This is a genomic window from Ilumatobacter sp., assembly GCF_030065885.1.
Taxonomy (GTDB): domain Bacteria; phylum Actinomycetota; class Acidimicrobiia; order Acidimicrobiales; family Ilumatobacteraceae; genus Ilumatobacter.
The window spans coordinates 1-26363 of sequence record NZ_JASJCS010000091.1 but is presented as its reverse complement, the minus strand read 5'-3'; the positions used below and the strand labels follow the sequence as shown (position 1 = coordinate 26363).

The window sequence follows — 26363 nt, the reverse complement described above, 5'->3', positions numbered from 1 at the left end:
GAACCGCGCACGCCTTCCGGGGATCGGGAGCTCAGGTCTCCCAGCGCCGGGGGTCGTCGGCGCGCACGCTCACCGTGTCGCTCGACGGCCCCCGGAAGGCGCGCAGCACGTACTGCTCGCTGCCCGCACGCAGCTCGGCGAGCGCGAAGCCGTCGTGGACGACGTCGCGAACGCCCGTACCGAGCGTCTCGATCGACACGATCTCCAGCCCGGCCTCGTCGGCCTCGGCCCACCAGAGGTTGACCAGACCCTGCCGGAGCGACGGGTCCTCGAGCAGATCGGCGCCGTGCAGCCGAAGCTCGACGTTGGTGATCGTCACCGGCGCGAGCTGGTCGAGGTCGACGACCCGGTCACCCTTGAGATCGCCGTCGAGCATGACGACCACACGGTCGCCGTCGCCGTTGGTGCCTCCGACGAAGCCGTACCGAACCATCGGGAGCCCGTCGTCGCCGGTGGTCTCCCACCTGACACGGTCGCCGGGCCTGAACATCAGCCTCTGGCCTCGGCGAGCGCGGCGTCGGCGAAGGCCGGCCAGTGGACCAGCGCCTCGTCGCGCCACTCGTCGAACGGTCGGTCGGTCAGCGCGGCGACCCCGAGGTCGGCGAGCGGGTCGACCCACATCATCGTGCCGGCGCCGCCGAAGTGGCCGAACGTGGCCGCCGAGTTGGCGCGCCCGGTCCAGTGCGGCGCCTTGGCGCCACGGATCTCCACCCCCAGGCCCCACGGGCACGGATCGAAGCGGCCCACATCGGGAACGATACCGCCGAGCTCCGGATACTGCGGCGAGATGACGTCGTGATAGGTCGACGCCGCGAGGAGGCGGGGCCGGAGCATCTCCGCAACGAACCGGACGACATCGTCGAGGGAGCACCAGACCGCGTGCGCCGGTGAGCCGCGGAGGTCGGCGGAGGCCATGCCGAGCGGCTCGAAGACCGCCTCTCGCAGGTACTGCTCGAACGGCATCCCGGCCGCCGCCGCGAGCTCGTCGGTCGCCCGCTCGATGCCGGTGTTGGAGTACATCCGGCGGCGGCCGATCTCGGTCACGGGGACGTCACCGTCGAAGCCGAAGCCGGAGGCGTGGCTGAGGAGGTGGCGTAGCGTGGCGCCCTCTGCTGCGGCGACCCAGCGGAGCGGCGCGTCGAGCTCGACGATGCCTTCCTCGACGCCGACCATCACGGCCCAGGCGCTCATCGGCTTGCTCAGCGAGGCGAGTCGGTACCGGCGCTCGGGGTCGCCGACGAGGTCGACGGTGATGCCCCCGTGCTCTGGCGTCAGGATGGCTGCGGCGACATGGTCGACCGGCCACTCGGTCACCGTGTTGAGGGCCGTCACGGCTCGCCCTCAGCTGCCGGATCGGATCAGCTCGGCGGTTCGGAAGGCGAGCTCGAGTGACTGCCGGCCGTTCAGGCGCGGGTCGCAGACCGTCTCGTACCGGTGGTCGAGGTCGGCGTCCTGCAGGTCGTCGGCGCCGCCGATGCACTCGGTGACGTCCTCGCCGGTCAGCTCGACGTGGATGCCGCCGGGCCAGGTCCCCTCGGCGCGGTGGGCGCGGACGAACCCCTCGATCTCGCCGATGACGGCCTCGAAGTGACGCGTCTTGCGACCGCCGGGACTGGTGTAGGTGTTGCCGTGCATCGGGTCGCAGCACCACGCGACCGGATGATCGGCATCCTTCGCGGCCCGCAGGAGCGGACGTAGACCGTCTTCGATGCGGTCGGCGCCCATGCGCGAGATCAGCGTGAGCCGGCCGGGGATCCGCGCCGGGTTGACGGCTTCGCACATGGCGATCAGCTCTTCACCGGTCATCGTCGGGCCGACCTTGCACCCGATCGGGTTGGCGACGCCACGCAGGAACTCGACGTGCGCGCCGTCGAGCTCACGTGTGCGCTCGCCGATCCACAGCATGTGTGCAGAGCAGTCGTACCAGGCACCGGTGGTCGAGTCCTGGCGAGTGAGCGCCTGCTCGTAGGAGAGGAGCAGTGCCTCGTGGCTGGTGTACACATCGACGGTGCCGAGACTCGGGTTCGATTCGGTGTCCATGCCGGTCGCCCGCATGAAGCGGAGCGCGCGGTCGATCTCTTGCGCGAGCTGCTCGTAGCGCTGACCGGCCGGGCTCGACGCCACGAACGCCTGGTTCCAGGCGTGGACCCGGTCGAGGGCGGCGAAACCGCCCTTGGTGAACGCCCGGACGAGGTTCAGCGTGGCTGCGGACTGGTGGTAGGCCTGCACGAGCCGCTCGGGCGACGGCACGCGTGCGGCCGCCGTGGCACCCTCGGCGTTGACGATGTGGCCGCGGAAGGACTGGATGTCCTCGTCGCCGATGCGTTCGAAGTCGGCCGACCGTGGCTTGGCGAACTGGCCCGCCAAGCGCCCGACCTTCATGACCGGCACCCCCATCGAGTAGGTCAGCACGACCGCCATCTGCAGGATGACGCGCAGCTTCTCGCGGATGTTGTCGGCCGAGAAGTCCTCGAAGCTCTCGGCGCAGTCGCCGGCCTGGAGCAGGAAGGCGTTGCCGGCAGCCACCTGGGCGAGCCCGGTCTGCAGCGAACGGGCCTCGCCGGCGAACACGAGCGGCGGGTAGGACGCGATCTGCTTGAGCGCCCGATCGAGTTCGGCCTCGTCGGGCCAGTGCGGCTGCTGCTTGATGGGGAACGCGCGCCAGGAGTCGGGAGACCAGTCCTTCGCCATGCGGAGAGCCTACCGGCGCCGATTTCGCTGCCTGCGGGCAGTTCCGACCGCTGACGCGGCAGACCGGCTGCATCTCTGCAACCGGTCCGTCGTCAGGTTCTTGCGTCGTCGATTCTGGCGAGGATGAGCTCGGCGTGGCCAGGCAGCCGAGTCCCTGAGCTGACTTCGGTCAGCGAACGGGCGACGGCAACGCAGCCAGCGGCGGACTCAGACAGCCAGAATCCGTTCGGCGTCGTCGCGGAGGCCGGCGACCGCGCGGCTGACGAGACGGCGGGCGGCCTCGGCGGTGACGCCCAGGCTCTCGCCGACCTCGCGGAAGCTCTTGCGCTCTCCGTCGAGGAGGCCGAAGCGAGCCTCGACCGCATAGCGGGCCCGAGCGTCGAGCGTGCCGAGCAGCTCGTCGAGTAGGTCGCTCTCGACGAGCACCATGACGGCGTCTTCGGGCGTGGTGTCGCCGTTGGCCATCAGGTCGCCGAGCGTGGCGTCGCCGTCGTCGCCGACGGTCTTGTCGAGGCTGACGGGCGTGGTGAGCCGGTGCAGCTCGGCGTTGGCCTGGTCGAGGGTCTCGCCGTCGCCGGACGCCTGGCGCAGCGCGGCACGCAGGCTGGCGGAGCGGTCGCCGGGAATGCGGATCAGGCTCGCCTTCTGGTCGAGCGCACGGCCGATCGCCTGACGGATCCAGAACGTCGCATACGTCGAGAACTTGAAGCCGCGCCGCCAGTCGAACTTGTCGACGGCGTGCTCGAGGCCGAGGTTGCCCTCCTGGATGAGGTCGAGCAGATCCATACCCTGCGGGAGCGGGTAGCGGCGGGCGATCGAGACGACCAGGCGCAGGTTGGCGCGGATGAAGCGGTCCTTCGCGTCGGCGGCGGCGGCGACCTTGGCCTTCAGATCGGCGCTACGCTTGCCGTTCTCGAGCAGCTCGGCTGCTTCGCGGCCGGTCTCGATGATGCGCGACAGCTCCCGCTCGTCCTCAGCGGTGAGGAGCGGGACCTTGCCGATGTCATTGAGGTAGAGGCCGATGGAGTCATTCATGGTGTTTGGTTCAACCGTTCTTCGTGGTGTTCATTCCAGGGCAGGCCGTGACGTTCGGCATGATCTCTGGAGGGGCTGCTTGGGGGGTTCGATCTGGTGGCGGTTGGCGCCGGCTACGTGGTGAAACGCCCGGCTCGCCCGGTCTGTTCCCGTTCTCCGTGGGATTTCCACGACACGGGTTTGACCGGCTTTCTACTGTAACAAAGCTGTCAAGCCTTGTCCGGACAGGTTGGCGGCAGGACGGGACCGCCGCCCCTGCCGACCGAGCCCCTACACTGGCCCTTCGTGCCGACCGACGACGTGAAACCCCAGCGTATCGGGGTCTTCGGCGGTACGTTCGACCCTCCGCACGTCGGCCACCTGGTCACCGCCGTCAACGTCGCGCACGTGCTCGATCTCGACCCCGTGATCCTGATGGTCGCCAACGTGCCCTGGCAGAAGCTGGGAACCAGGACGATCACGGCGGCCGAGGACCGGCTGGCGATGGTGTCAGCGGCTGTGGCCGATGTGCCACGCTTGGTGGCCGGCGATCACGAGATCCGGGCCGGCGGGCACTCGTACACGGCCGACACGCTGGCGACGCTGGCGGCGGCCCACCCCGGCGCCGAGCTGTTCACGATCGTCGGCGACGACGCGGCGGCCGGTCTCCAGACCTGGGAACGGGCCCGCGAAGTGGTCGAACGGTCACGTTTGGTGGTCGTGGATCGGCCGGGCGCCCCGGTCGAGCTCGATCCCGAGGTCGACTGGGTGCGGGTCGAGGTGCCGCGCCTCGAGGTCTCGAGCACCGATCTTCGTGAGCGGTTCACCGACGGCCGGCCGCTCGACTACCTGGTGACCGAGGACGTGCTCGGCGTCATCCGCAGTCGTGGCCTGTACGGCACGGCGGACGGGTCCGGCGCGTCGCAGACCGACGAGGTCGGCGGGTGACCGCGAGCCGGCAGCGTCGTCGCACCAGCACCTGGGCGGCTCTCACGGCGGCGTTGGTCGGACTCGTGCTCGCCGCGGTGCTGGTCGTGGCCGGCGTCCGCACGCTGGCCGACTCGACGGCCGGCCGCGCCGCCGACGGTCCGACCGACATCACCCCGACGCGCCGGCTGCCGAACACCGTGACGGCGCTCGTCGGTACGGCCGACGACGAGGGCCGGCTGACCTCGACCGTCGTCATGGCGCTCGAGCCCGACGGTACCGGGGGCACGATCGTCGGCTTCGCCGGCTCTGCCGATGCCCAGTCGGGGAACACGCCCGAGCTCCAGCCGATCAACGCGGTGTTGGAGCGCCACGGTGCGGACGGGTTCCGCGAGGCCGCAACCGGCATCACCGGCATGTCGTTCGACGTGATCGAGATCGTCGACCCGCAGCGCCTCGCGCAGCTGATCACGCCGCTCGGCGACCTGTCGGTGCTGGTGCCGTCGACGCTGTTCGACGCCGACACGGGTGAGGAGTGGCCTCCGGGCGAGACCGTCATGGCTGCGCCGACCGCGGCGAGGGCGGTGACGGCGACCGATCCATCGATGCCCGACTGGTTCAGCGAACCGGCGCGGGCAGCCGTCTGGCGGGCGATCGCGCAGCGCGTCGGCGCCGGGATCGGCACCGCCGCGCCGGTCGAGTCCGACGAGCAGCTGATCGCCCCGACGTCGCTCGACGAGTTCATGGCGCGGCTGTTCGCCGGGCCGGTCGTGTTCCGGCCGATGACGTACGCGGTGATCGACGACGAGCGCCTCGCCGAGGAGCTGGTCGACGATCTGGTGGGCGCGTTCGGACCCGGCTCGGTCGATGCGGCCGTCGCCCACGACCGCGCCGAGGTCGCGATGGTGCTGGGAGCGATCGCGCCGGGTCGCCTCGGTGCACCGCTCGAGGGCCCTCGGTTCCGTGTCCTCGCGGGCTACTCGTCGGGTGATCTGTCGACACTCCCCGGCGACGGGGTGAACACCGGCGACGTGTTGAAGGTCGCCATCGACCGGCTGATCTTCGCCCGGGTCAACGTGCTGTCCGTGGCGGACATGCGCGAGGCCGGGGTTCCCGACGTCACGCTCGTCGAGGTCGCCGACCCGTCGGTGATCGATGCCGTCGAAGAGGAGTACTCGAAGCTGCTCGGCGAGGTCGACGTGCGGGCGACCGACGTGGCGATCGACGGCATCGACATCGAGGTGACGCTCGGGCGCTCGTTCCTGGAAGAGGTTCGTGAGGCGCGGGGCTGACGTGGCAGGCTGGTGGCCGGATGATGTTCGACGATCGACCCGGCACCCGATGATCGACGGTCCCGCGTGATCGACGAGGACGCCCGCGACCTCGCGGTGCTCGCCGCACGGATCGCCGACGCCGAACACGCGACCGAGGTGCTCGTGCTGCACGTCGGCGACGTGCTCGGCGTGACCGAGTACTTCGTCGTCGCGAGCGCGTCGAACCGGCGCCTCGTCAACGCCGTGGTCGAAGAGGTCGAGGCGCAGGTGCGCGACCTGACCGGCCGATCGCCGATCAGGACCGAGGGCGTGCGCGAGAACCAGTGGGTGTTGATCGACTACGGCGACGTCGTCGTCCACCTCTTCCTCGGCGAGATCCGCGAGTTCTACGAGATCGAGCGGCTCTACACCGACGTGCCGAAGATCGACTGGGCCGACGCCGCGGCGAGCTGAGGCGACGGGCGGTCGAGCGGGCCGTTCGTGGAACCGAACCATGCGCTCGGGTGTCAACCAGGTGTGCAGATGCGCTCGGAGGACCGCACAGCGAAGGCGACCGACGTGGACGTCGCGGTCGTTGCGGACGACGCGTTCGCCCGCTGCTACGCGAGCGAGTTCCCCCACCGAGCCGACGATCGGCGAGCGCGTGGTCGAGGTCGTCGACAACACCGTCGTGATCGAGGGAGATCTGGGCGGCGAGTTCGCCGAGGCCCTCCGCGACGCTCGGGGCGGCTGACGCGGAGCCGATTGAGCTCACCTGCGTGATGTCGGCGCCCGGGAGGGGCGTCGGCCGTTGTCAACGACGACGGAGGCTCGGTATCGTTGCGGGTCTCCGGGGCTATAGCTCAGTTGGCAGAGCGCTTCCATGGCATGGAAGAGGTCAAGGGTTCAATTCCCTTTAGCTCCACTCCGAAACCCTGGGTGAATCACCTGGGGTTTTGTCGCGTCCGGCGGGCCGCATCGGCGTACTCCCCGCACGGTCTACCCTGAGCGCGTGAGCAACGCCGCGGAGTCGGACAAGCTGCGGGCATCGATCGACGCGCTCGGGTTGACGCCCGACATGACGACGCACCTGAAGGACCGGTGGCTCGACCAGCTCCTCTGGTTCGAGCGGAAGGCGGCGTCGAACCAGACGAACCACCGCTGGCTCCGGATGGTGGCGCTGATCGGCGGCGTCGCGTTGCCCCTGATCGTCAACCTCTCGACCGACGATGCCGAGACGTGGATCCAGGCGGTCGCGGTGGGCGTGAGCCTCGTGGTCGGCGTTGCGGTCGCCACCGAGAGCTTCCTGCGGCCCGGCGAGAAGTGGCTGCAGTACCGGCAGACCGCCGAGCTCCTGCGGAGCGAATGGTGGATGTTCGTCTCGCGCTCCGGCGACTACGCCGGCTTCGACACGCTCGGGTCGGCACACCCGCGCTTCGTCGAACGGGTCGAGTGGATCATCAACGAAGACGTCGCCGGCTTCATGGCGATCATGGCGCCGTCGGTCGCCGGCACGACGACGGCGACGCAACCCGCCACCGGCGACTCGCCCGCCAGCGACGGGGCAGACGGCTCGTGACGCGGGTCGCCCGGCGCGATAATCGCTTGCGGGCCACGCGAACCCGCTGCATACTGCGGTGACGGGCGCTCCAGGCCACTGGCGAGGACCACGTGGCCGGTGCGGAGGGGAAAGGGGTCTGACATGGCTTCGCAGCACATCGCCGTCTCGCTCAGCGGCGGCGGGCACCGGGCCTCGCTGTTCGGCCTCGGGGCGCTCACGTACCTCGTCGACGCCGGCAAGGGGCCCGAGATCTCCACGATCTCGTCGATCTCGGGCGGCTCGCTCACCAACGGCTGGGTCGGCCTGAACGCCGACCTGACGACCGTCGGCGCCGACGAGTTCGACGAGCTCACCCGCACCCTCGCAACCCGGATCGCACGGAAGGGCACGCTCTGGGCGTACTGGATGACGTACGCGCTCGTGGCAGCGATGCTCCTCGTGGTCGCGGGCGCCATCGTCGCCACGGTCATCTGGGGCAGCGCCGTCGCGTGGCTCGTCTGGCTGGTGGCGATCGTGCTGCTCGGCGTGCTGACGCAGCGCCGGAGCTGGGTGGCGCGCAAGTCGTTCGAGCACGGGCTGTTCCACGGCAAGCCGCTCAGCGACCTGCACACCTCGCTGCACCACGTGATCTGCGCCACCGACCTGCAGACGGCCGAGCACGTGTACTTCTCGTCGAAGTACGTGTACTCGTACCGGACCGGAATGGGTGTCGCCGACGGGCTCCACGTCGCCGACGCGGCACAGGCGTCCGCGGCGCTGCCGGGCGCGTTCACGCCGGTCTCGATCCCGCTCGCCCCGCACCGGTTCCCCAAGTCGCCGAGCTTCACGAGCTTCCTGCTGACCGACGGCGGGGTGTACGACAACATGGGTACCGAGTGGATCTTCCGGGTCGTGCGCGGGTTCGACGACGATGCGGGTGCGACGGAGGTGCCGACCGCCGACGAGGCGATCGTCGTCAACTCGTCCGCGGCCAAGGACGTCGTCAACCGTGGCAAGGCCCGGATCCCGCTGCTCGGCGAGGTCATGACCCTGCTGGCGGTCAAGGACGTGATGTACGACCAGACCACGGCCGTGCGGCGGCGCTGGCTGAACCTGCGCTACCGGATCGCCGACCGCGCCCCCGATGCGCTCCCGAACGATCTGCTGCGCGGTGCCACGATCCAGATCGACCGTTCGCCGTACGAGCTCGCCGACTCGTACGCGAAGTACGGCGACGAGCTTGCGCAGCGCGCGCAGGCTGCCATCGCCCGGCTCGACGCGGCCGGCGGGCGCGACTTCTGGCAGCGCGAGGCCGGCGAGAACGAGAACGTCGGCACGACGCTGTCGAAGATCCCCGTCGAGCGCGCTGCCGGGCTGCTGCGCCATGCCTACGTGCTGACGATGGTGAACGCCCACGTCCTCCTCGGCTACCCGCTGCTCGACATCCCCTCGGTCGAACGCGCACGTCGGTGGGTGACGTGAACTGCGCCCGAGGAAGAAGGATCCGCCACATGAAGGAGCTGCCATGACCCTGTACCCGACCTACTCGAAGCGCGTGTCGATGAGCAGAATCACGTCGTCGAAGACCTTCGGCGGCCTGCACCCGAAGATGCGCGACCGCATCCAGCGGCTGATGGAGGCGTCCGGCGGCAAGGTCGGTCTCGGCCAGGGCCTCCGCGACCCGAAGCAACAGCTCCAGCTCTTCTTGAGCCGCCACTACGTCGACCCGAACGGGAAGTACTCGTACGACGGCAAGAAGTGGAGCCGCCACCAGGGCGTCGCCGCAGCCGTCCCGCCCGGGCGGTCGATGCACGAGATCGGCCTCGCCGCCGACCTGGTCGGCGACATGGGCTGGGTTCGGGACAACGCGGCCCGCTTCGACCTGCAGACGTTCGAGCACGTCAACAACGAGCCCTGGCACGTGCAGCCGACGGAGCTGCCGCGCGGCCGGTCCAGCTACCAACGGGACCCCGAGTGGGGGATGCCCCCGTGGGACGGTGCCGGCGGTGCCGACGCGAGCCCGTCGACGCCGGGCGGTTCGGCGTCCGGCGGAGCTGCCGCCGGCGGGGCGCTCACACCTGCGCTGCGGGCTCGGCCCGGCGACACGGGTCCTGCGGCGACCGTCATGATCGAGGCGCTGATCGCACGCGAGCTGCTGGCCGACGCCGACGCCAGCCGCGACGGCAGCTACGACCAAGCCGACCGGCAGATCGTCGAGGACTTCCAGCGCAGCGGCAATCTCGTCGTCGACGGGATCGTCGGCCCGCAGACGTGGGGTGCGCTGCTGACCGAGGTGCTGCCGGGCGACACCGGGCCACACGTTCGCGTGCTGCAGGTGACGCTGATCGTCCGCGGGATGATCCGCGACACCGCAGGCAATCGCGACGGCGTCTACGGGTCCGCGACCCAGGACGTCATCCGGCAGTTCCAGACGCTCGCCGCGCTGCGTCCCGATCGGGAGGTCGGGCCGAAGACATGGACCGCACTCATCGGGGAGAAGAAGCGCATCCAGGTGAGCAGCGGCCCGGACGTCCTCGGCGGGTCGGCCGACGACGAGGTCGACGAGGACGAGGAGTTCGACCTCGACGACATCGACATCCTGGCGGTGATGGAGGGGCGCGCCGGCGAGTGAACCCGCTGGTCCTCGGCCGGTGACGGGTCGGCGCGGGCGCCGTGGCAGTATTGCTGCGGGCAGGCCTGGGGACCCCCAGGTCAGCGGGCAGAATTTGGAGACGTTCACGATGTCGAATCTGCTGCGCGCGGTCGTCGTCACGGCCACCGTTGCCCTGGGACTCGCGATCGCGCCCGCCTCGGTCGAGGCAGGGGTGGGAGCCAGTGCGGTACCGTCGTTCCCGAGCGTCATCACGCTGGGCGACACGGGCGTCACGGCCTCGATCGTGCTGCGCAACCAGAACACCGTCGACGCCGACGGCGACGACACCCGCTCGAACACGATCTGCAACGCCGGCGATGCGTTCCCGTGCCCCGCCGGCGGCGAGGGGATCACGCTGGTGCCGTCCTGCGGTGTCGTCGCTGCCCCGACCGCGTGCGATCCCACCGGTGCCGACGCGGGCGTGTTCGTGCTCGGACCGACCGCCACCGGCTCGGCGGCCGGTGGTTCCGAGTGCGGGGGCATCGACTTCACCGTCGCCCTGATCGATCCGGTGTTCGGGAAGTACCGGTTCACCCCGACCGCGGGCAACGTCACGCTGTCGCAGCGGGATGCGTTCTGCCAGATCGACTTCACCTACAACGTCGTGAAGAAGCCCACGATCGATCAGGATCCGGGTCAGCCCGGCGTGCAGACGGCCCAGGTCGTGGCCAACACCCAGATCGTCGAGGTCGGTTCGCCCAACCGGTCGGTGCCCGGTTCGGGCAGCGGCACGTCGGTGCGCACGATCCGCCGGGTCGTGCCCTCGATCACGACGACCGCCAGCCCGGGCACACAACTGGGCGGTGCCGCGCTGAGCGACACGGCGGTGGTGTCCGGTCGGTTCGATCCGCAGCCCGGTGCCACCGTCGACTTCTCGCTCTACGGTCCCGATGACGCCGATTGCAGCGGCGCGCCGGTGTTCACGTCGCTCGATGTCGAGGTCCCCGTCGACAGCGACACCGTGACCTCGGCGTCGTTCACGCCGACCGCGCCCGGCACGTACCGGTGGGTGGCGGTCTACCGCGGCGACGCCAACAACCGCCGGGTGTCCGGCGCGTGCGGCGACGCCGGCGAGACCGTCGAGGTCGGCCGGGCAACGCCGACGATCGTCACGACGGCCTCGCCCGACACCGGCCTCGGCTCCGACCTCACCGATGTGGCGACGGTCTCGGGCCGGTTCGACCCGCAGCCGGGCGCCACCGTCGACTTCCGCCTCTACGGCCCCGACGACGCCGACTGCTCGGGGCCGCCGGCGTTCGAGACGCTCGGCGTCGCGTACCCGGTCGACGGCGGCGCGGTCTCGTCCGGCGCTTTCACACCGACCGAGCCCGGCGTGTACCGCTGGGTCGCCGCATACAGCGGCGATGCGAACAACGCCCCGGCGATCGGCGCGTGCGGCGAGTCGTCCGAGACCACGGAGGTCACCCGGGGCACGCCCGCCATCACGACGGCCGCATCCGCCGGCGTGGTCATCGGTGGGGGCGCCCTGACCGACAGCGCCACCGTCCTCGATCGCGTCAACCCGGTCGCCGGCGGCACCGTCGACTTCCGCCTCTACGGCCCCGACGACGCCGACTGCAGCGGCGCGCCGGTCTTCGAGTCGCTGGCGGTGCCGTATCCCGTGGCCGGTGGTGCGGTCAGTTCGCAGCCGTTCACGCCCACCGCACCCGGGACGTACCGATGGGTGGCGAGCTACAGCGGGGACGCCAACAACGCCCCGGTCAGCGGGGCGTGCAACGACCCCGGCGAGTCGACCGTGGTTTCGAAGGCGACCCCGTCGATCACGACCAACGCGTCGGCGAGCGTCCAGGTCGGCGCCGGCGTGCTGACCGACCGGGCGACGGTCACCGGGCGTGTCGACCCGCAGCCCGGAGCGACGATCACGTTCCGGCTGTACGGCCCCGACGATGCGACGTGTGCGCAGGCCCCGATCTTCGAGTCGGCCCCCGTGCCGTATCCCGTGGCCGGCGGCACCGTGACCTCGCCGCCGTTCACGCCGGTCGCCGCCGGTCTCTACCGCTGGCGGGCGTTCTACAGCGGCGACGCGAACAACGCCGCCGTCTCGGGCGTGTGCAACGCGGCGAACGAGACCACGCTCGTGACCCCGAGACTCGCCCAGGAGCTACCGGCGACCGGCGCCACGACCGAGGTGCTGATCGGGACCGCGGTCTCGCTGGTGGTGGTCGGTGTTGCGCTGATGTCGGGTGCGCGACGGCCCGCTCCGCTCAGGGCGCGTCCGCCTCGCCGCCGGCGGTCGCCCTGAGGAGGCCGGCCGAGAACGAGCTCGGCGGCTCCTTCACGATCCGGTAGGAGGTGCCGCCGCCGACCATCGTGATGCTCATGATGAGGTCGCCTGCGGCGTCGTATTCCTGGAACACGGGCTGGAGCCCGCCGCCCCAGTCGATCAGGCGTGCTCCGTCGCTGCCGACGCGCACGCTGCCGAGCCCGAAGCTCTCACGCCCGAGCGGCTCGTCGATCTGCCACAGCAACGTCGCGGTGCCGGCGCCCGCGTCGATCTGATAGGCGACGGCGCGCGCCGGCTGGCCCGAGTCGACGCGGTTGTCGAACAGCGTCAGGACGTCTCCGTCGAGCCGACCGTCGTGCGGCCGCAGCGGCCCGCCGAGCGGGTCGCCGACGATGTCGAGCCGTGTGCCGCCGGACTTGTTCGGTGTGCTCGCCGGCTGGCTGTCGAGGATCCACGCCACGTCGCCGGTCGCGCGATCGATGCGGAACACGGCGTCGAGGTGGCGGGCGGTGACGATGTAGTCGCCGCTGCCGTCGTCGACGGTGGACAGTCCGTTGAGGTGGAAGACGTCGACTTCGCCGCCGTTCGGCTCGGCGGGGTAGTTGCCGAACCGTTGGGGGTACGTCACCTCGTCGTAGAAGAAGTGGTCGCTGGCCCGCCAGATCCACTCGAGCTCGTCGTCGCTGCTGATCTCCTGGATGACGCCGTCGACGATCGTGTCGGGCGGGTTGGTGTACCCCGTGCCGAGCACGCTGAGGTCCTGGCCGGTCAGGAGCGGGTACGACAGCATGGCCCGGCGACCACCAGGCAGGGTGACGTAGTCGTGGTGGTCGCTCGGCATGACGGTGCCCGGGTCGGCCGGGTCGGGCACCGTGAGATGCTCGTCGATCAGGGTGCCGGTCAGGCTCGTGACCCGGTACCCACGGTCCGGATCGATGCCGAACCCGTTGCCGGTCGTCGCGGTGTAGAGCAGGCGGCCGTCGTCGCGGCGCTTCACGTCGATCACCGGTCGCTCGATCCGCTTGTACCAGGCGGGGGCCCCTCGCTCGTCGAGGATCACCGTGAACACGTGCTGGCCCTGGTCGGCGTTCAGGTTCGTGAGATACCAGCCGGGGGAGGGTTCGCCGGGCCGGTCGACCTCGAGGCGGGGGAAGCCGGTCGGGACACAGCGGAACCAGTAGTCGCGCACGGTCGCCCCGCGCCGGAGCTGGACGCGCGTCAGGGCGTCGGGCTCGACGCCCACCGTCGTCGAGCCGGTCACCGGGACGCCGTTGACGCGGGCGGTGGTCCCCGACAGCAGGTCGAGCTCGAGGGGCATGAAGAACGCGCTGTCGCCGCACTCGACGGCGTGGTTGCCGCCGTCGGGCGTGAACGGCGGCCACGTGAAGTGGTCGAAGCTCATCCGTTCGGCCAGCGCGCCGTCGGGCGCGGCCATGATGCCGAAGAGGTCGACGATCACGTCGGCGCCGGTCAGCGTGTAGACGCAGATGTCCCCGCTCGCCTGCAGCTCGACGGTCACGAGGTTCGTGGCCTGGGTGCCGGGCGTGTAGTTGACCGCCGACGTCTCGGGGCGGTCGACGTCGCACGGGTAGATCGTGACGAACCCGTTGTCGTCGGCTTCGACTGCGATCACGTTGAGGACGGCGGCCGTCGCCTGTGACTCGAACGGCAGGCCGGCCGCAGGCGTGATCCGCTGCACGGTGCCCGCCCCGAACCTGCTCCAACCGCCGGTGCCGTTGCGCGAGTCGGCGAGACGGTCGCCGACCTGCGGGCGCAGCTCGGCGGCCGGCCCGAACTGCGGCGCAGGCCCGTAGTAGCCGGCCACGTCGAGAACGACGTGGTGGTTGACGTTCGAGCGCACGCACAGCTCCTCGCCGGTTCCGAGCCCGACGATGACCGCCACGGCGCGGTTCTCGCCGGCGACGAAGTTGAGGTTCGAGGCGAGCGGCGCCGGCGTACCACACCCGAACGCGGTGATGAACCCGAGCCCCGCCGGTTCCGTCACGGTCAGGTTGGCGACCACCGATGTCGTTCCGGCCGGCACGACACTCGAGAGGTCGATGGTCCGGATGCTGTCGGCCGGAACCGGCTGCCCACCGTCGTCGATGCGGGAGTCATAGGCGCGCGTCGGCGGGATCGAGGCGAAGCGCTGGTCGCCGTCGTCGGTCCACCACCCGCCGAGGTCGACGATCAGCTCGGTCTGCGACAGCGTGAAGAGGCACACCTGGTTCTCGTCGTCCGGGATCGCCACGACCAGGTTCGGCGTGGGGATCTGCCCCGGACGCGGGTTGACGTTCGACGTCGGCGGCTGCCCGAGCGCACACGGGAAGACCGTGATGAAGCCGAGGTCGGTCGCGAGCGCCGTGACCGAGAGCGCCACGGCCGAGGCGTCGGCGGTGACGCCGGCCTCGTCGAGGTCGAGCCGCAGCGTGCAGCCGGCGTCGATCGGCCCCTGCACACCGCCCATCGCGTTGCGGGTGTCGACCAGTCGGCGGGGCGTCTCGCCGGTGAAGCTCGCCAGCGACACGTCGGGCGCCGCCGAAGCCGACGGAAACGTGCTGCAGTCGATCGATGCGACGTCGGCCGCACGGACGGGATCGCCGCTCTGGACGACGGGGACAGCCGAGACGATGAGCACGGCCGTCAGCGCCCGCCGAAGTCGCGCACTCATGGCGATGCAACGTAGACCAGCCGGGGCCGCAAGTCCGAGCGCCCCCAGTCGTGCGCCCGCGGCGCCGGCACGGCTCCGTCGTGCGTCCCATCGGGCAACATGGACCATGGCCTTCCAGACGATCATCGAGCCGTTCCGGATCCACTCGGTCGAGCCATTGGTGATGACCACGCCCGGGCAGCGGCGGGCCGCGCTGGCTGCGGCCGGCAACAACCTGTTCGCGCTGCGGGCCGAGGACGTGCTGATCGACCTGCTCACCGACTCGGGCACCGGGGCGATGTCGCGCGACCAATGGGCGGCGATCCAGCGCGGCGACGAGAGCTACGCCGGGTCGCCGTCGTGGTACCGCTTCCTCGAGAGCGTGCAGGAGCTGTTCCCGTTCGAGCACGTGATCCCGACCCATCAGGGGCGGGCGGCGGAGAAGATCCTGTTCACGGTGCTCGGCGGCGAGGGCAAGATCGTGCCCAACAACACCCACTTCGACACGACCCGCGCCAACGTCGAGTACACCGGCGCCGAGGCGGTCGACCTCGTGATCCCCGAGGGACACGACCCGGCCTCGATGCACCCGTTCAAGGGGAACATGGACCTCGACGCGCTCGACGCGCTGCTCACCGAGCACGGGCCCGAGCGGGTGCCGGTCGTGTTCGTCACGATCACCAACAACTCGGGCGGCGGGCAACCGGTGTCGCTCGAGAACCTGCGAGGCGTGCGTGCGATCTGCGACCGCCACGGCATCCCGCTGTTCCTCGATGCGTGCCGGTTCGCCGAGAACGCCTGGTTCATCCGAGAGCGCGAGCCCGGCCACGCCGACCGGGACGTCGCCGACATCGTGCGCGAGATCGCATCGCTCGCCGACGGCATGACGATGAGCGCCAAGAAGGACCCGCTCGGCAACATCGGCGGCTGGCTCGCCACCAACGACGCAGCGCTCGCCGAGCGGTGCCGCACGCTGCTGATCCTGACCGAGGGCTTCCCGACCTACGGCGGGCTGGCGGGTCGCGACCTCGACGCCCTCGCCCAGGGCCTGCGGGAGTCGGTCCACCACGACTACCTGCGGTACCGCACCCGCTCGACCGCCTACCTCGGCGAGGCGCTCGCCCAGGGCGGCGTGCCGGTCGTGCAGCCGATCGGCGGCCACGCGGTCTACGTCGACGCCGGCAGGCTGCTGTCGCACATCCCACCGCTCGAGTTCCCCGGCCAAGCACTTGCCGTCGCGCTCTACGAGGCGGGCGGCATCCGGGGCTGCGAGATCGGCTCGGTGATGTTCGGCCTCCAGCCCGACGGCACCGAGCATCCGGCGGCGATGGAACTCGTGCGGCTCGCGATCCCGCGCCGCACCTACACCCAGAGCCACGTCGACTACGTCATCGAGGTCTGCCTGTCCGTCGCAGAACGTGCGCACGAGCTGACCGGCTATCGCATCACCAGCGACCCGCGCCCGCTCCGCCACTTCACCGCACGATTCGAACCGGTCGACACCTAGGACGTCGACCTGTGGACGCAGGTCGGGTGCGTCACCTCGGCTGTCGCAATGGAACCCCGACCCGGTCGCCCGCGCTCACCCCACCAGGTCGCGTTCGGTCAGCCACCGCCCGGCGACGACCTCGACCGGCTCACCGTTACCGACCTCGACATTGAGGATCCGCAGCTCGCGGGTGGTCAGCTCGGCCGACATCGCGTTCAGCGAGTCCGCCACCTCGGGGCCCCACCGGTCCAGCGCATCCCGGCGCATGATCGGCACGATGTTCTCCGCCGGCTGCAACCCGCGATCGTCCTCGAGCACGGCCAGATCGAACGCCACGAGCTCGGCGGCCGTGGAGAACATCAACCCGACGTCGATCTCGTCGCGGCGGAGCGCCTCGGCGGTGAACACCAGCGACGGCTGCGGCACGAACTCGGCGAACTGCAGCGCGTACACCTCGCGCAGACCGACGAGGCACAGCGCTCGGTCCTGGCACTCCGGCGGCCCGCCGAACCGCCCCTCGCCACGGAGCTGGTGGAGGTCGCTGATCGCCTCCCACCCCTCCTGTTGGGCCCGCTCGGCGTTCACGGCGAAGACGTTCTTGTCCTCGGCCGGTGCGGCGTCGAGCGCCACGAGGCCGAGCGGTTCGAGCACGTCGTTGAAGTCGGACAGCGCCGACTGGGTGTCGGGGTTGGTCTCCATCGCGCCGGAGAACTGCAACCCCGTGCCGAGGTACTCGGGAACGAGGTCGATCAGGTCCTGCTGGGTCGCCGGTGCGACGATCTCGCGCGGTCCGACCGGCCCGAGCCGGACCACGGGCGTGCCGGTCGACTCGACGACCTGGGCGTACATCTCGGCCAGCAGCTCGCTCTCGGCGAAGTCGAAGCTCGCGATCCGCATCCCGTCCTCGGGCCCCGCTGCGGTGGCCGCGGGATCGTCGTCGCCGCAGGCGGTCACGGTCGCCATGAGGACGCCCACGGCGACGAGCCCGAATCCGCTCCGCAACCTCACAGGTTGAGTGTCGCACGAAAAGGGCGAGAATGGGGGTGTGAACTCCGTCGCGGCCGATCACCGGCGACGCGGCGTGATCGTGTTGCCGCCGCGCGTCGAGCTCGTGCTGCGGATCGGCGCCCGAGTCCTGCTCGCGGTCGCGATCGTCGTCTTCGTCGCCTACATGATCAACGGCAACCTGCCCGAGGAGCCGGAAGGCGGCACGTTCACCGAGGACATCCTCGTGCCCCTCCAGAGCTTCCTGCTCGTCGTCGCCGCGATCGGGCTGCTGCTCAGCTTCCGGTGGATGGCGGTGGCGGCGGTGGTCGTCGCCCTCAGCGGCTCGGGCGTCGCGATCATCTCGGCCCTCCAGTACGACGCGCCTGCCCCGCTCTTGATCGCCATCGCGTTCCTGCTCCCTGCGGTCATGATGTGGCTCGACTGGCAGTGTCGCGAGACGCTCGGCAAGATCGCCGTGCTGGCCGTTGGCACGTCGGCACTCTTCGCGATCAGCTGGATCGGGTCGACCAGCCTCTACGACCGATACCTCGGTCCGACCCACCCGGAGTCCGTTGCTCCCCGTCTGGACGACTCGCTCGTCCGCTGGTCGTGGGCCGGCGCGGTCCGATCCGACCGGTTCACGGTCACGGCCGCGCTCCGCACGGCCACGGACGATCTCACGCTGGAGGTGACCGGACCGGGCGGTGAGGTGGCCGGGCGCTTCGGCCCGATGGTCGTCGACGAGGATGTACCGGTCAGCGTCGACGTGGACGGCCTCGAGCCGGCCACCGACTACCGGTACGTGTTCGAGTCGGGCGGGGTGCCCGACGAGCTGCGCGCCGGCACCGTCACGACCTTCCCCGACGGTCCGGCGTCGCTCACCCTGGCGTTCGGCGCCTGCGCCCGCACCGACGCGAACGGCGCGGTGTTCGACGCCATCCGCGCCGTCGACCCCGACCTGTACGTGATGCTCGGCGACCTGCACTACCGCAACATCGGCGAGAACGACTCCGGGCGGTTCGCCGCCGCGTTCCACGAGGTGCACGCCTCGCCCGGACAGTCGTTGCTGTATCGCGACGTGCCGGTCGCCTACGTGTGGGACGACCACGATTACGGCGCCAACGATGCGGACGCGACGTCGCCGAGCCGCCCGGCAGCGCGGCAGGCCTACGGCGAGTTCGTGCCGCACTACGAGTTGCCGGCCGGCGACGGCGGGGCGATCCACCAGGCGTTCACGATCGGGCGCGTGCGCGTCGTCATGCTCGACGGCCGCACGCATCGGTCGATCCCCGGCGGCGTGCTGCTCGGCGACGATCAGCTCGAGTGGCTGCTCGACGAGCTGCTCGCGGCTCGGGACACCCACGCGCTCACGATCATCGCCAGCCCGCCGGCGTGGATCGGCGAGGCGGCCCTGGGCGCCGACCACTGGGGCGGCTACGCGGGGGAGCGCGACCGGATCGGCGCGTTCCTCGACGAGCACGACATCGGCAACGTCGTCCTCGTCGGCGCCGACGCCCACATGGTGGCGATCGACGACGGCACCAACAGCGGCTACGGCGGCCACGACGGCTTCCCGGTCCTGCAGGCGGCGTCGCTCGACCGCCCAGGCAGCGTCAAGGGAGGTCCGTACAGCCACGGGACGTTCCCCGGAGGTGGTCAGTTCGGCGTCGTCGAGGTCACCGACACCGGCGGCGACCGCATCGACGTCGAGCTGCAGGGACTGACCTGGGAGGGCGAGGTGCTGACCAGCCTCACGACCTCGTTCGACGTCGGCCCCGCCGTGCCATGATCGCGTCGATGAGCACGCGGTGGGTCGCCCTCCTGCGGGGGATCAACGTCGGGGGCGCGAACAAGCTGTCGATGGCCGACCTCCGCGCAACGCTCGCCATGCTCGGGTTCGACGACGTGGTGACGTACATCCAGAGCGGCAACGCGATCTTCGACGCGGGCGCCGATGCCGACGAGAACGCGCTCGGCGCAAGCATCGCCGGGGCACTCGACACCGAGCACGGTCTCGCCGTGCCCGTCGTCGTCCGACCGGCGGACGACCTGGCGCGGATCGCCCGTTCGCACCCCGACGCCGGCCGCGGCATCGACCCGAAGCTGCTGCACGTGCTCTTCCTGGACAGCATGCCCACCACCGGCGCAACGGCCGCGCTGGACCCGGCGCGGTTCGAGCCCGACGGGTGGACCGTCGACGGGCGCGAGATCTACGTCCGCTACCCCGACGGGTCGGGCCGGTCGAAGCTGACGATCGAGGTGTTCGAGCGGTCGCTCGACGTCACCGCGACGGCGCGCAACCTCAACACCGTCCGCAAGCTCGTCGACCTCGCCGATCGGTGACGCCGGCTCGGGCCGCCGCGGAAGGGGCCGATCGGCCCTGCTCGTGGTCCGGCGCGCACCCGTACGATCCGATGACATGAGCACGGTCGGGCACCCGTTCGACGGGACATCCCCCGGCCCGGCCTCCTCCGGCGTCGGGCGGCGGGCGACCTGGCGAACGGTCGCGGTCCCGGCCGAGCACGGCGGCTGGAGCCTCACCGCCGAACCGGCGCTGCTGGGGCTGCTCGTCGCCTTCTCGGGGGCCGGGCTGGCCCTCGCCGTGGCGGCGATGCTGGCCTTCGTCGCCCGCACGCCGATCAAGCTCGTGCTCGTCGACCGCTGGCGACACCGATGGCTCGCCCGCACCACGCTCGCGCTTCGCATCGCATGCGTCGAAGTGCTCGCGATCGTCGTGCTCGCAGGCGTCGCCGTGCTGTCGGCCGAGCGATCGTTCTGGGTGCCACTGGTCGTCGCTGCGCCGCTGATCGGACTCGAGCTCTGGTACGACATGCGAAGCCGGAGCCGCCGCCTGATCCCCGAGCTGGCAGGGAGCATCGGCATCGGCTCGGTCGCCGCGGCGGTCGCGCTGGCCGGTGGCGAGAGCAACCTCGTCGCGGCTGGCCTGTGGTGCGTGATCGGCGCCCGATCGTTGGCCGCCGTGCCGTACGTGCGGTACCAGATCCTGCGGGTGCACGAGCGCCCGGCCGTGGTGCGGCACAGCGACGTCGCGCAGCTGGTCGCCGTCGGCGCGGCGGCCGCCGGCTGGGTCGCCGACGCCGTGCCGCTCGCCGCTGTCGTCGCACTGGCCGCGCTCGCCGCGGTCAACGCGGTCGGCGCTCGCCGGCCGCCACCACGCGTGGTGGTCATCGGCGTCCAGCAGACGGTGTTCGGTCTCGTCGTCATCGGCGTCACTGCGGCGGCGGTGCTCGCCGGCTGAGCTGCGGCGCGTCACGCTCAGTCGGTCGGCATGTGGCGCGTCGCCACGACGTCGACGCCGGTGCCGAGGGCATCGCCGAGCACGACGTCTCCCATCGACACGGGGGCCTCCACGCGGGTCGCCCGCAGCCGTTCGCAGAGCGCCACCACGAGATCCTTCGGGATCGCGTCGGCGGTGCTGACGGGCAGCCGGGGGAAGCGGCCGCCGTCGACGCCGATCGTCGTGGTGACCATCCGGCGCGGATCCGTGTGCTCCTGCCGGGCGAAGCGCTCGCCTTTCTTGCAGCTGAACCCTCGGATCTCGACGATGTCGTGTGCCTCGTCCTCCTCCACCTCGAGGCGGCACCCCAGCGGGCAGCCGATGCACAGGTAGGCGGTCACCCGGTCGTCGGCGGCAGTCCGGACGGCGCCGTCGTCGTCGAGCACCGAGTCGCTGCGAACCGTGTCGTGGGAGACGGGCACGTCAGTCATCGCCCGCTCCTCCCGCGTCGTCGTCCCGTGCCACGATGTCGATCCGCAGCGCGGCGTCGTGGAAGTCAGCGAGGAACTTCGGGCGAACCTTCAGCGACACCATCTCGCCCGGCGTCACGTACCGGAGCCGCTTCTCGTAGAGATCGCCGAGGCGCAGCCAGCTCTTCTCGAGCGGTCGCCGGACCCGCAGGTACACCGTGTGGTCACGATCGGTCGAGATCGTGTGCGGGACGCAGTAGCGGACGTTCTCGCCGGGCACGAGCCGCACGTTGTCGGCGAACGGCGCGTGGCCCGTCACGTGGTCGCCGGCGCTCCGCCCGGCCAGGAGCGCCTCGTCGGCCACGTAGTCGACGAGGTCGTGGATGTGCACCACGTTGCCCGCCGCGAACACGCCCGGCCGCGACGTCTCCATCGTGCTCGTCACGATCGGCCCACGCGTGACCGGGTCGATGTGGGCGCCGATCGTCCGGGTCAGCTCGTTCTCGGGGATCAGCCCGATCGACAGCAGCACCGTGTCGCAGGGCACGAACCGGGATCGATCGAGCATCGGCTCCAGCCGCTCGTTCACCGGCGCCACGGTCACGCCGGTCACGCGCTCGTCGCCCACCACCTCGACGACCGTGGTCGACAGGTGCAGGGGGATGTCGAAGTCGTGGAGGCACTGCACGATGTTGCGGCTCAGTCCGTTCGGGTGCGCGAGCAGCTCGAACACGCCGACGACCTCGACGCCCTCGAGGTGGAGACGGCGGGCCATGATCAACCCGATGTCGCCCGACCCGAGGATCGCGACCCGGCGACCGGGCAGCTGACCGAGTACGTTGACGAACTTCTGCGCGAGCCCGGCGGTCATCACCCCGGCCGGTCGCGAGCCCGGGATCCGGATCGCGCCGCGGGTACGCTCGCGGGCGCCCATCGTCAGCACGGTCGCCGCGGTGTCGACGACCTGCACACCGTGCTGAGCGGACATCACCGCCAGGCCGTCGTCGGTCAGATCGAGCGCGTACGACTCGGTCAGCACGTCGACCTGGTGCCCCGACGACGCCTCGGCCAGCACGTCCACGGACCGCTGGGCGAACTCCGGCCCGGTCAGCTCCTCGCCGAACGTGTGGACGCCGAAGCCGTTGTGGATGCACTGGTTGAGGATGCCGCCGGTCTCGATCTCCCGGTCGAGCAGGAGCACGTTCTCGGCGCCTCGTTCGAGCGCCCCCCGGCCTGCCGCGAGTCCGGCCGGGCCGGCGCCGACGACGGTCACGTCGTAGCGGTCCTGGAGGTGGTGGGGGCTCGTGACGATCACGGCGACACCCCCACCTCGACCGGTTCGCCGGATCGCTCGTCGTGGAACTGGTCGCGGTCGAGCACCATCCACGAGCCCCCGCCCCGCTTGGTCACCTCGGCGATCGGCATGCCGAGCTCGGACGCGATCAGCTCCATCACCCGCCAGGTGCAGAAGCTGCCCTGGCAGCGGCCCATGCCGGCCCGCGTGCGGAACTTGATGCCGTCGAGCGTGTGGCCGCCGCGCTCGATCGCGTCGACCACCTCGCCCTCGGTCACCAGCTCGCAGCGGCAGATCACGCGGCCGAACGCTGGGTCGGCCGCCGACCGCTCGATCTGTTCGGTGCGGTCGCTCGATCGCATCGGCGTCGGCGGCAACGAAGGGGCGACCCAGCGCTCCTTGCGCCGCAGATCGAGCCCGTGCGCGACCAGGTCGTCGCGGATCAGCTCGGCGATCGCGGGGGCAGCGGTGAGACCGGGCGACTGGATGCCCGCCGCGTTGACGAAGCCCGGCACCTCGGTCGCTCCGACGACGAAGTCGCCGGTGTCGGTGACCGCGCGGACGCCCGCGAACTCGGCGATGCAGTCGCCGGCCGAGATGCCCGGCACGAGCCGCTGCACCGACTCGAACACCTCACGCGCGCCGTCGGCCGTGGTCGTCGTGTCGTCGCGGTCGCCCGCAGGGTGCGCGGTCGGCCCGACCATCAGCGTCCCGTCGAAGGTCGGGATGACGAGGATGCCCTTCGACGTCGGCGTCGGGCACGGGAAGATGATCCGCTTCACCATGCCGCGCAGCCGCTTGTCGAGCAGGTACTCCTCGCCCTTGCGCCCGGTCAGCCGGAACGTCTCGAGCCCGACCATCGCCTCGACCCGATCGGCGGCGAGCCCGGCCGCGTTGACGATGACGTCGGCGCCGAACTCCCCCCGGGTCGTCCCGACGGAGAAGCCGCCGGAGGTGCGGGCGATCCCCGTGACCAGCGCGTCGAGCTGCAACGTCACGCCGTTGGCCACGGCGTCGTCGGCGAGCGCGAAGCACGCCTCGTACGGGTTCACCACACCGGCGGTGGGGCCGTGCACGGCGGCGAGCACCTCGTCGGAGAGGGCCGGCTCCTCGTCCTGAACCCGCGCCTGACCCCACATCTCGACGCCGGTGACTCCACGTTCCTCGGCTCGTTCGCACAGCTCACGCAGGATCGCCACCTCGTCGGCGTCGAACGCAACCGTGAGGTCGCCGACGCGATCGAAGCTGATGCCGAGCTCCTCGGCGAGCGCCCCCCACATCCGGTTGCCCGCCCACTCGAGGCGCCCTTTGAGCGAACCGATCGCTGCGTGATGACCGGCATGGATGATGCCGCTGTTGGCCTTCGACGTGCCGAACCCGACGTCGGCGGCGCGCTCGATCAGGACCGTGTCGAGGTCGTACCTCGAGAGCTCGCGGGCGATGGCGCATCCGACGATGCCGCCACCGATGATGGCCAGATCGAAGCGCCGCTCCGGGGCGGCCCGTCCAGAGGTGGATGTCGTCATCTCGGTCGCTCCTGTCGACCCTCCTCCCGTGTCACTCTCAGTGAACGCTGGTCGCTGCCGTGCCGACAGGGCCGAAGTCCCCTTCACTGCACCGCGCCGGGGGACTTGTGTGGAGACTGGACGAGCGGCGTGTGATCACCGCTCGTCTCCGACCCCCATGGCATCGAGACGACGACGGACGAGGCGGCTGCTGGTCGTGCTCCTGGCCGTGTTCGCAACCGCGCTGATCGTCAACGTCGCGACCGGCTCGACCGGCGCCGCCACCGGCCCGCCGGCACCCCCCGCCGACACGACGCCGGACACGACGCCGGACACGACGCCGGACACGTCCGACCGAGAACCGACCGACGAGGAACCGACCGAGGCGGCTCGGCTGCTGCTCTTCTGGGGGGACGGGTGTCCGCACTGCGAGCGCGAGCACGAGTTCCTCGACGAGCTCGAGGTGCGCTGGCCCCGTCTGGTCGTCGAGCGGTACGAGGTCTGGTACGACGTCGACAACCGGGCGTTGTTCCGGGCGACGGCGGAGTCACTCGGATTCGATGCCAGCTCGGTGCCGACCACCGTCGTCGGGGACCGCGTCTGGGTCGGGTTCAGCGATGCGATCGGCGAGCAGATCGAGCTGACCGTCGGCTCGTTGCTCGGCGACGTCGACCCGGCCGAGGCCGCTGAGGCCGCCGAGTCGACGACGGTCGACGTGCCGGGGTTCGGCTCGGTCGATGTCGGCGACCGTTCGCTCATCGTCGCGACCGTGCTCATCAGCTTCGTCGACGGCCTGAACCCGTGTTCGCTGTGGGTTCTGTCGGTGCTGCTCGCGCTCGTGCTCCATTCGCAGTCGCGCTCACGGGTGCTCCTGGTCGGCACCGTGTTCCTGCTGGTGACCTCGTTGCTCTACGGGCTCTTCATCGTCGGTGCGTACTCGGCGCTCGACTACGTCGACGAGGCGGCGTGGATCCGACTCGTGATCGCAGCCGTCGCCGGCGCGTTCGGGCTGATCCATCTCGGCGGCTACTTCCGTTCCGGTGGCCCGTCGCTGTCGATTCCCGACTCGCGCAAGCCCGGCCTCTACAGGCGGATGCGTGCGCTGGCCCAATCCGAGCGATCGCTTCCCGCCGTGCTCACCGGAACCGCCACGCTCGCCGTCGGCGTCTCGCTGCTCGAGACGCCGTGCTCGGCGGGGCTGCCCCTGCTGTGGACGGACCTGTTGGCGTCGAACGACGTGTCGGCGGGGGGAGCGGTGGCGCTCTTCTCGCTCTACCTGGCGATCTTCCTGCTCGACGAGCTCGCGCTGTTCGGCGCCGCCGTGGTGACGATGCGAGCGACGAAGCTGCAGGAACACCACGGGCGCATGCTCAAGCTCGTGAGTGGCGTGCTGATGGTGGTGCTGGCCATCACGATGCTGTTCGCACCCGAGCAGCTCGAGTCGCTGACGGGCACCCTGATGGTGTTCGGCGGCGCGGCGCTCGCCGTCGCCGTGCTGGTCGGGCTGGAACGCCTGCGCTCGGGCCACGCTCCGACCCGCCACGCGACATAGCGCGACGAACAGCGGCCGAGCGCAGCGTCCGCCCACCCGCCCCGGGCGTCAGTTCTTCGGCTCGATGTGCTCGATGTAGGCGTCGGTGCCCGGGAAGAACAGCCCTTCGTGCCCGTTCTCCGTCCAGCGCACGACGTACGGAGGTCCGCCCTCGTCGCCGCGAACCTCGATGACCTCGGCCTCGCGTTGGGGCTCACCAACCCGGTGACCCCGCACGATCAATCGGTCTCCCACGGCCGCCTTCATGGTTGCTCCTTTCCACGGTCGGCCACCCATCGGCCCGTCTCAACCTGATCATCCGGGCGGCCGCGGCTGCGGCACTAGGGCCGATCGTCCCGACCGGAGCGGACCGGCCATCGAGCCCATCGGCCCTGGCGCCCTCCGGTGGGATCGATCACGCTGGAACGCAGAGCGACCCAGCGTGATCGACCCTCCGATGACCGTGGCACCGACCTCCTCGAGCGATGCCGTCCCGCCCGATGGCGTGGGTGAGGCGGCGGCATGGTCGATACCGGCCGACGAAGTGGCAGGCAGCCTGACGGTCGACCTCGATGCGGGTCTGACGTCGACCGAGGCATCGCGGCGTCTGCTGAGCTGTGGCGCCAACGAGCTGGAGGCCGAACCGCCGACACCGATCCGGCGTCGCCTCGCTCGCCAGCTCACCGACCCGCTGGTGGTCCTGCTGCTGGTCGCGATCGTGATCTCGCTGATCGCCTGGATCGCCGATGGTGAGGATGGCGCGCCACTCGAGGCGATCGTCATCGCCGTGATCGTGGTGTTGAACGCGGCGATCGGCACGTGGCAGGAGGATCGGGCGGTCAAGGCGGTCGCTGCCCTCCGGCGGATGGCGACGAC

At 70.8% G+C, this 26363-nt stretch carries 23 protein-coding genes and 1 tRNA gene; 14 read left to right on the top strand and 10 right to left on the bottom strand.

Annotation, left to right across the window (positions count from 1 at the left end; translation table 11 throughout):
* Positions 1-31: 31 nt before the first annotated feature.
* From QNJ12_RS17450 to QNJ12_RS17435, 4 genes are all read right to left on the bottom strand, one after another.
* Positions 32-490 carry a hypothetical protein gene (locus tag QNJ12_RS17450; protein WP_300624511.1) on the bottom strand — a complete coding sequence of 153 codons (459 nt, stop codon included), beginning with the start codon at positions 488-490 and terminating at the stop codon, positions 32-34.
* Positions 490-1332, bottom strand: coding sequence for a serine hydrolase (locus QNJ12_RS17445; protein ID WP_300624510.1), 843 nt, complete (start codon positions 1330-1332; stop codon positions 490-492). Before QNJ12_RS17445 ends, QNJ12_RS17450 begins: the two co-directional genes overlap by 1 nt.
* 9 nt (positions 1333-1341) lie before the next feature.
* Positions 1342-2691, bottom strand: a complete 1350-nt coding sequence (locus QNJ12_RS17440) for a class II 3-deoxy-7-phosphoheptulonate synthase (RefSeq protein WP_300624508.1) — start codon at positions 2689-2691, stop codon at positions 1342-1344.
* Positions 2692-2898: 207 nt separating this feature from the next.
* Positions 2899-3726: a sigma-70 family RNA polymerase sigma factor gene (locus QNJ12_RS17435; RefSeq protein WP_300624506.1), complete on the bottom strand. Its 828-nt coding sequence runs from the start codon at positions 3724-3726 to the stop codon at positions 2899-2901.
* A gap of 285 nt (positions 3727-4011) precedes the next feature.
* Between QNJ12_RS17435 and nadD the strand changes: the two genes are divergently transcribed.
* The 8 genes from nadD to QNJ12_RS17395 all read left to right on the top strand — a co-directional run bounded on the left by nadD (position 4012) and on the right by QNJ12_RS17395 (position 12341).
* The gene (nadD, locus tag QNJ12_RS17430) at positions 4012-4653 is read left to right on the top strand and encodes a nicotinate-nucleotide adenylyltransferase (protein WP_300624504.1); all 642 of its coding nucleotides are present in this window, start codon (positions 4012-4014) and stop codon (positions 4651-4653) included.
* The gene (locus tag QNJ12_RS17425; RefSeq protein ID WP_300624502.1) at positions 4650-5924 is read left to right on the top strand and encodes a hypothetical protein; all 1275 of its coding nucleotides are present in this window, start codon (positions 4650-4652) and stop codon (positions 5922-5924) included. The genes nadD and QNJ12_RS17425 overlap by 4 nt, the downstream gene beginning before the upstream one ends.
* A 66-nt stretch (positions 5925-5990) precedes the next feature.
* Entirely contained in the window at positions 5991-6359 is a 369-nt protein-coding gene (gene rsfS, locus QNJ12_RS17420) for a ribosome silencing factor (RefSeq protein WP_300624500.1), read from the top strand.
* A gap of 378 nt (positions 6360-6737) precedes the next feature.
* Positions 6738-6810: transfer RNA gene (locus QNJ12_RS17415), tRNA-Ala, on the top strand.
* 87 nt (positions 6811-6897) lie between these two features.
* Entirely contained in the window at positions 6898-7464 is a 567-nt protein-coding gene (locus tag QNJ12_RS17410) for a DUF4231 domain-containing protein (RefSeq protein ID WP_300624498.1), read from the top strand.
* A gap of 123 nt (positions 7465-7587) precedes the next feature.
* Entirely contained in the window at positions 7588-8907 is a 1320-nt protein-coding gene (locus QNJ12_RS17405) for a patatin-like phospholipase family protein (protein ID WP_300624497.1), read from the top strand.
* A 43-nt stretch (positions 8908-8950) separates the two neighbouring features.
* The gene (locus QNJ12_RS17400; protein WP_300624496.1) at positions 8951-10057 is read left to right on the top strand and encodes a peptidoglycan-binding protein; all 1107 of its coding nucleotides are present in this window, start codon (positions 8951-8953) and stop codon (positions 10055-10057) included.
* Positions 10058-10166: 109 nt separating this feature from the next.
* Positions 10167-12341, top strand: a complete 2175-nt coding sequence (locus tag QNJ12_RS17395; RefSeq protein ID WP_300624494.1) for a hypothetical protein — start codon at positions 10167-10169, stop codon at positions 12339-12341.
* On the opposite strand, the gene QNJ12_RS17390 is transcribed toward QNJ12_RS17395, so the two are convergent.
* Complete coding sequence (locus QNJ12_RS17390; RefSeq protein WP_300624492.1) at positions 12304-14994, bottom strand: aryl-sulfate sulfotransferase; 2691 nt, start codon at positions 14992-14994, stop codon at positions 12304-12306. The two genes, QNJ12_RS17395 and QNJ12_RS17390, sit on opposite strands and share 38 nt — an antisense overlap.
* A 106-nt stretch (positions 14995-15100) precedes the next feature.
* On the opposite strand from QNJ12_RS17390, the gene QNJ12_RS17385 reads away from it, so the two are divergent.
* Positions 15101-16480: a tryptophanase gene (locus QNJ12_RS17385; RefSeq protein WP_300624490.1), complete on the top strand. Its 1380-nt coding sequence runs from the start codon at positions 15101-15103 to the stop codon at positions 16478-16480.
* Between the two features lie 75 nt (positions 16481-16555).
* On the opposite strand, the gene QNJ12_RS17380 is transcribed toward QNJ12_RS17385, so the two are convergent.
* Complete coding sequence (locus QNJ12_RS17380) at positions 16556-17470, bottom strand: ABC transporter substrate-binding protein (protein ID WP_300624488.1); 915 nt, start codon at positions 17468-17470, stop codon at positions 16556-16558.
* Positions 17471-17507: 37 nt separating this feature from the next.
* Between QNJ12_RS17380 and QNJ12_RS17375 the strand changes: the two genes are divergently transcribed.
* The 3 genes from QNJ12_RS17375 (at position 17508) to QNJ12_RS17365 (ending at position 20708) form a co-directional block, all read left to right on the top strand.
* Complete coding sequence (locus tag QNJ12_RS17375) at positions 17508-19238, top strand: alkaline phosphatase (RefSeq protein WP_300624486.1); 1731 nt, start codon at positions 17508-17510, stop codon at positions 19236-19238.
* Positions 19239-19246: 8 nt separating this feature from the next.
* Positions 19247-19792 (top strand): DUF1697 domain-containing protein, encoded by a 546-nt coding sequence (locus QNJ12_RS17370; protein WP_300624484.1) that lies wholly within the window; start codon positions 19247-19249, stop codon positions 19790-19792.
* Between the two features lie 76 nt (positions 19793-19868).
* On the top strand, positions 19869-20708 hold the full coding sequence (locus QNJ12_RS17365) for a YwiC-like family protein (protein ID WP_300624483.1): 840 nt from the start codon (positions 19869-19871) through the stop codon (positions 20706-20708).
* Between the two features lie 17 nt (positions 20709-20725).
* Here QNJ12_RS17365 and QNJ12_RS17360 read toward each other — a convergent pair whose 3' ends face one another.
* From QNJ12_RS17360 to QNJ12_RS17350, 3 genes are read right to left on the bottom strand one after another with little or no spacing between them, the layout of a single operon-like run.
* Positions 20726-21178 (bottom strand): DUF1667 domain-containing protein, encoded by a 453-nt coding sequence (locus QNJ12_RS17360; RefSeq protein WP_300624481.1) that lies wholly within the window; start codon positions 21176-21178, stop codon positions 20726-20728.
* Complete coding sequence (locus QNJ12_RS17355) at positions 21171-22472, bottom strand: FAD-dependent oxidoreductase (RefSeq protein ID WP_300624479.1); 1302 nt, start codon at positions 22470-22472, stop codon at positions 21171-21173. Before QNJ12_RS17355 ends, QNJ12_RS17360 begins: the two co-directional genes overlap by 8 nt.
* Positions 22469-23977 carry an NAD(P)/FAD-dependent oxidoreductase gene (locus QNJ12_RS17350; protein ID WP_300624477.1) on the bottom strand — a complete coding sequence of 503 codons (1509 nt, stop codon included), beginning with the start codon at positions 23975-23977 and terminating at the stop codon, positions 22469-22471. The genes QNJ12_RS17355 and QNJ12_RS17350 overlap by 4 nt, the downstream gene beginning before the upstream one ends.
* Before the next feature lie 157 nt (positions 23978-24134).
* Here QNJ12_RS17350 and QNJ12_RS17345 point away from each other — a divergent pair, with 157 nt between their 5' ends.
* Positions 24135-25508 (top strand): hypothetical protein, encoded by a 1374-nt coding sequence (locus QNJ12_RS17345; protein ID WP_300624476.1) that lies wholly within the window; start codon positions 24135-24137, stop codon positions 25506-25508.
* Positions 25509-25556: 48 nt separating this feature from the next.
* On the opposite strand, the gene QNJ12_RS17340 is transcribed toward QNJ12_RS17345, so the two are convergent.
* Positions 25557-25754 (bottom strand): DUF1918 domain-containing protein, encoded by a 198-nt coding sequence (locus QNJ12_RS17340; protein WP_300624475.1) that lies wholly within the window; start codon positions 25752-25754, stop codon positions 25557-25559.
* Positions 25755-25929: 175 nt separating this feature from the next.
* Here QNJ12_RS17340 and QNJ12_RS17335 point away from each other — a divergent pair.
* Positions 25930-26363 (top strand): cation-transporting P-type ATPase (locus QNJ12_RS17335; RefSeq protein WP_300624473.1); only part of this gene is annotated, 434 nt, incomplete at its 3' end.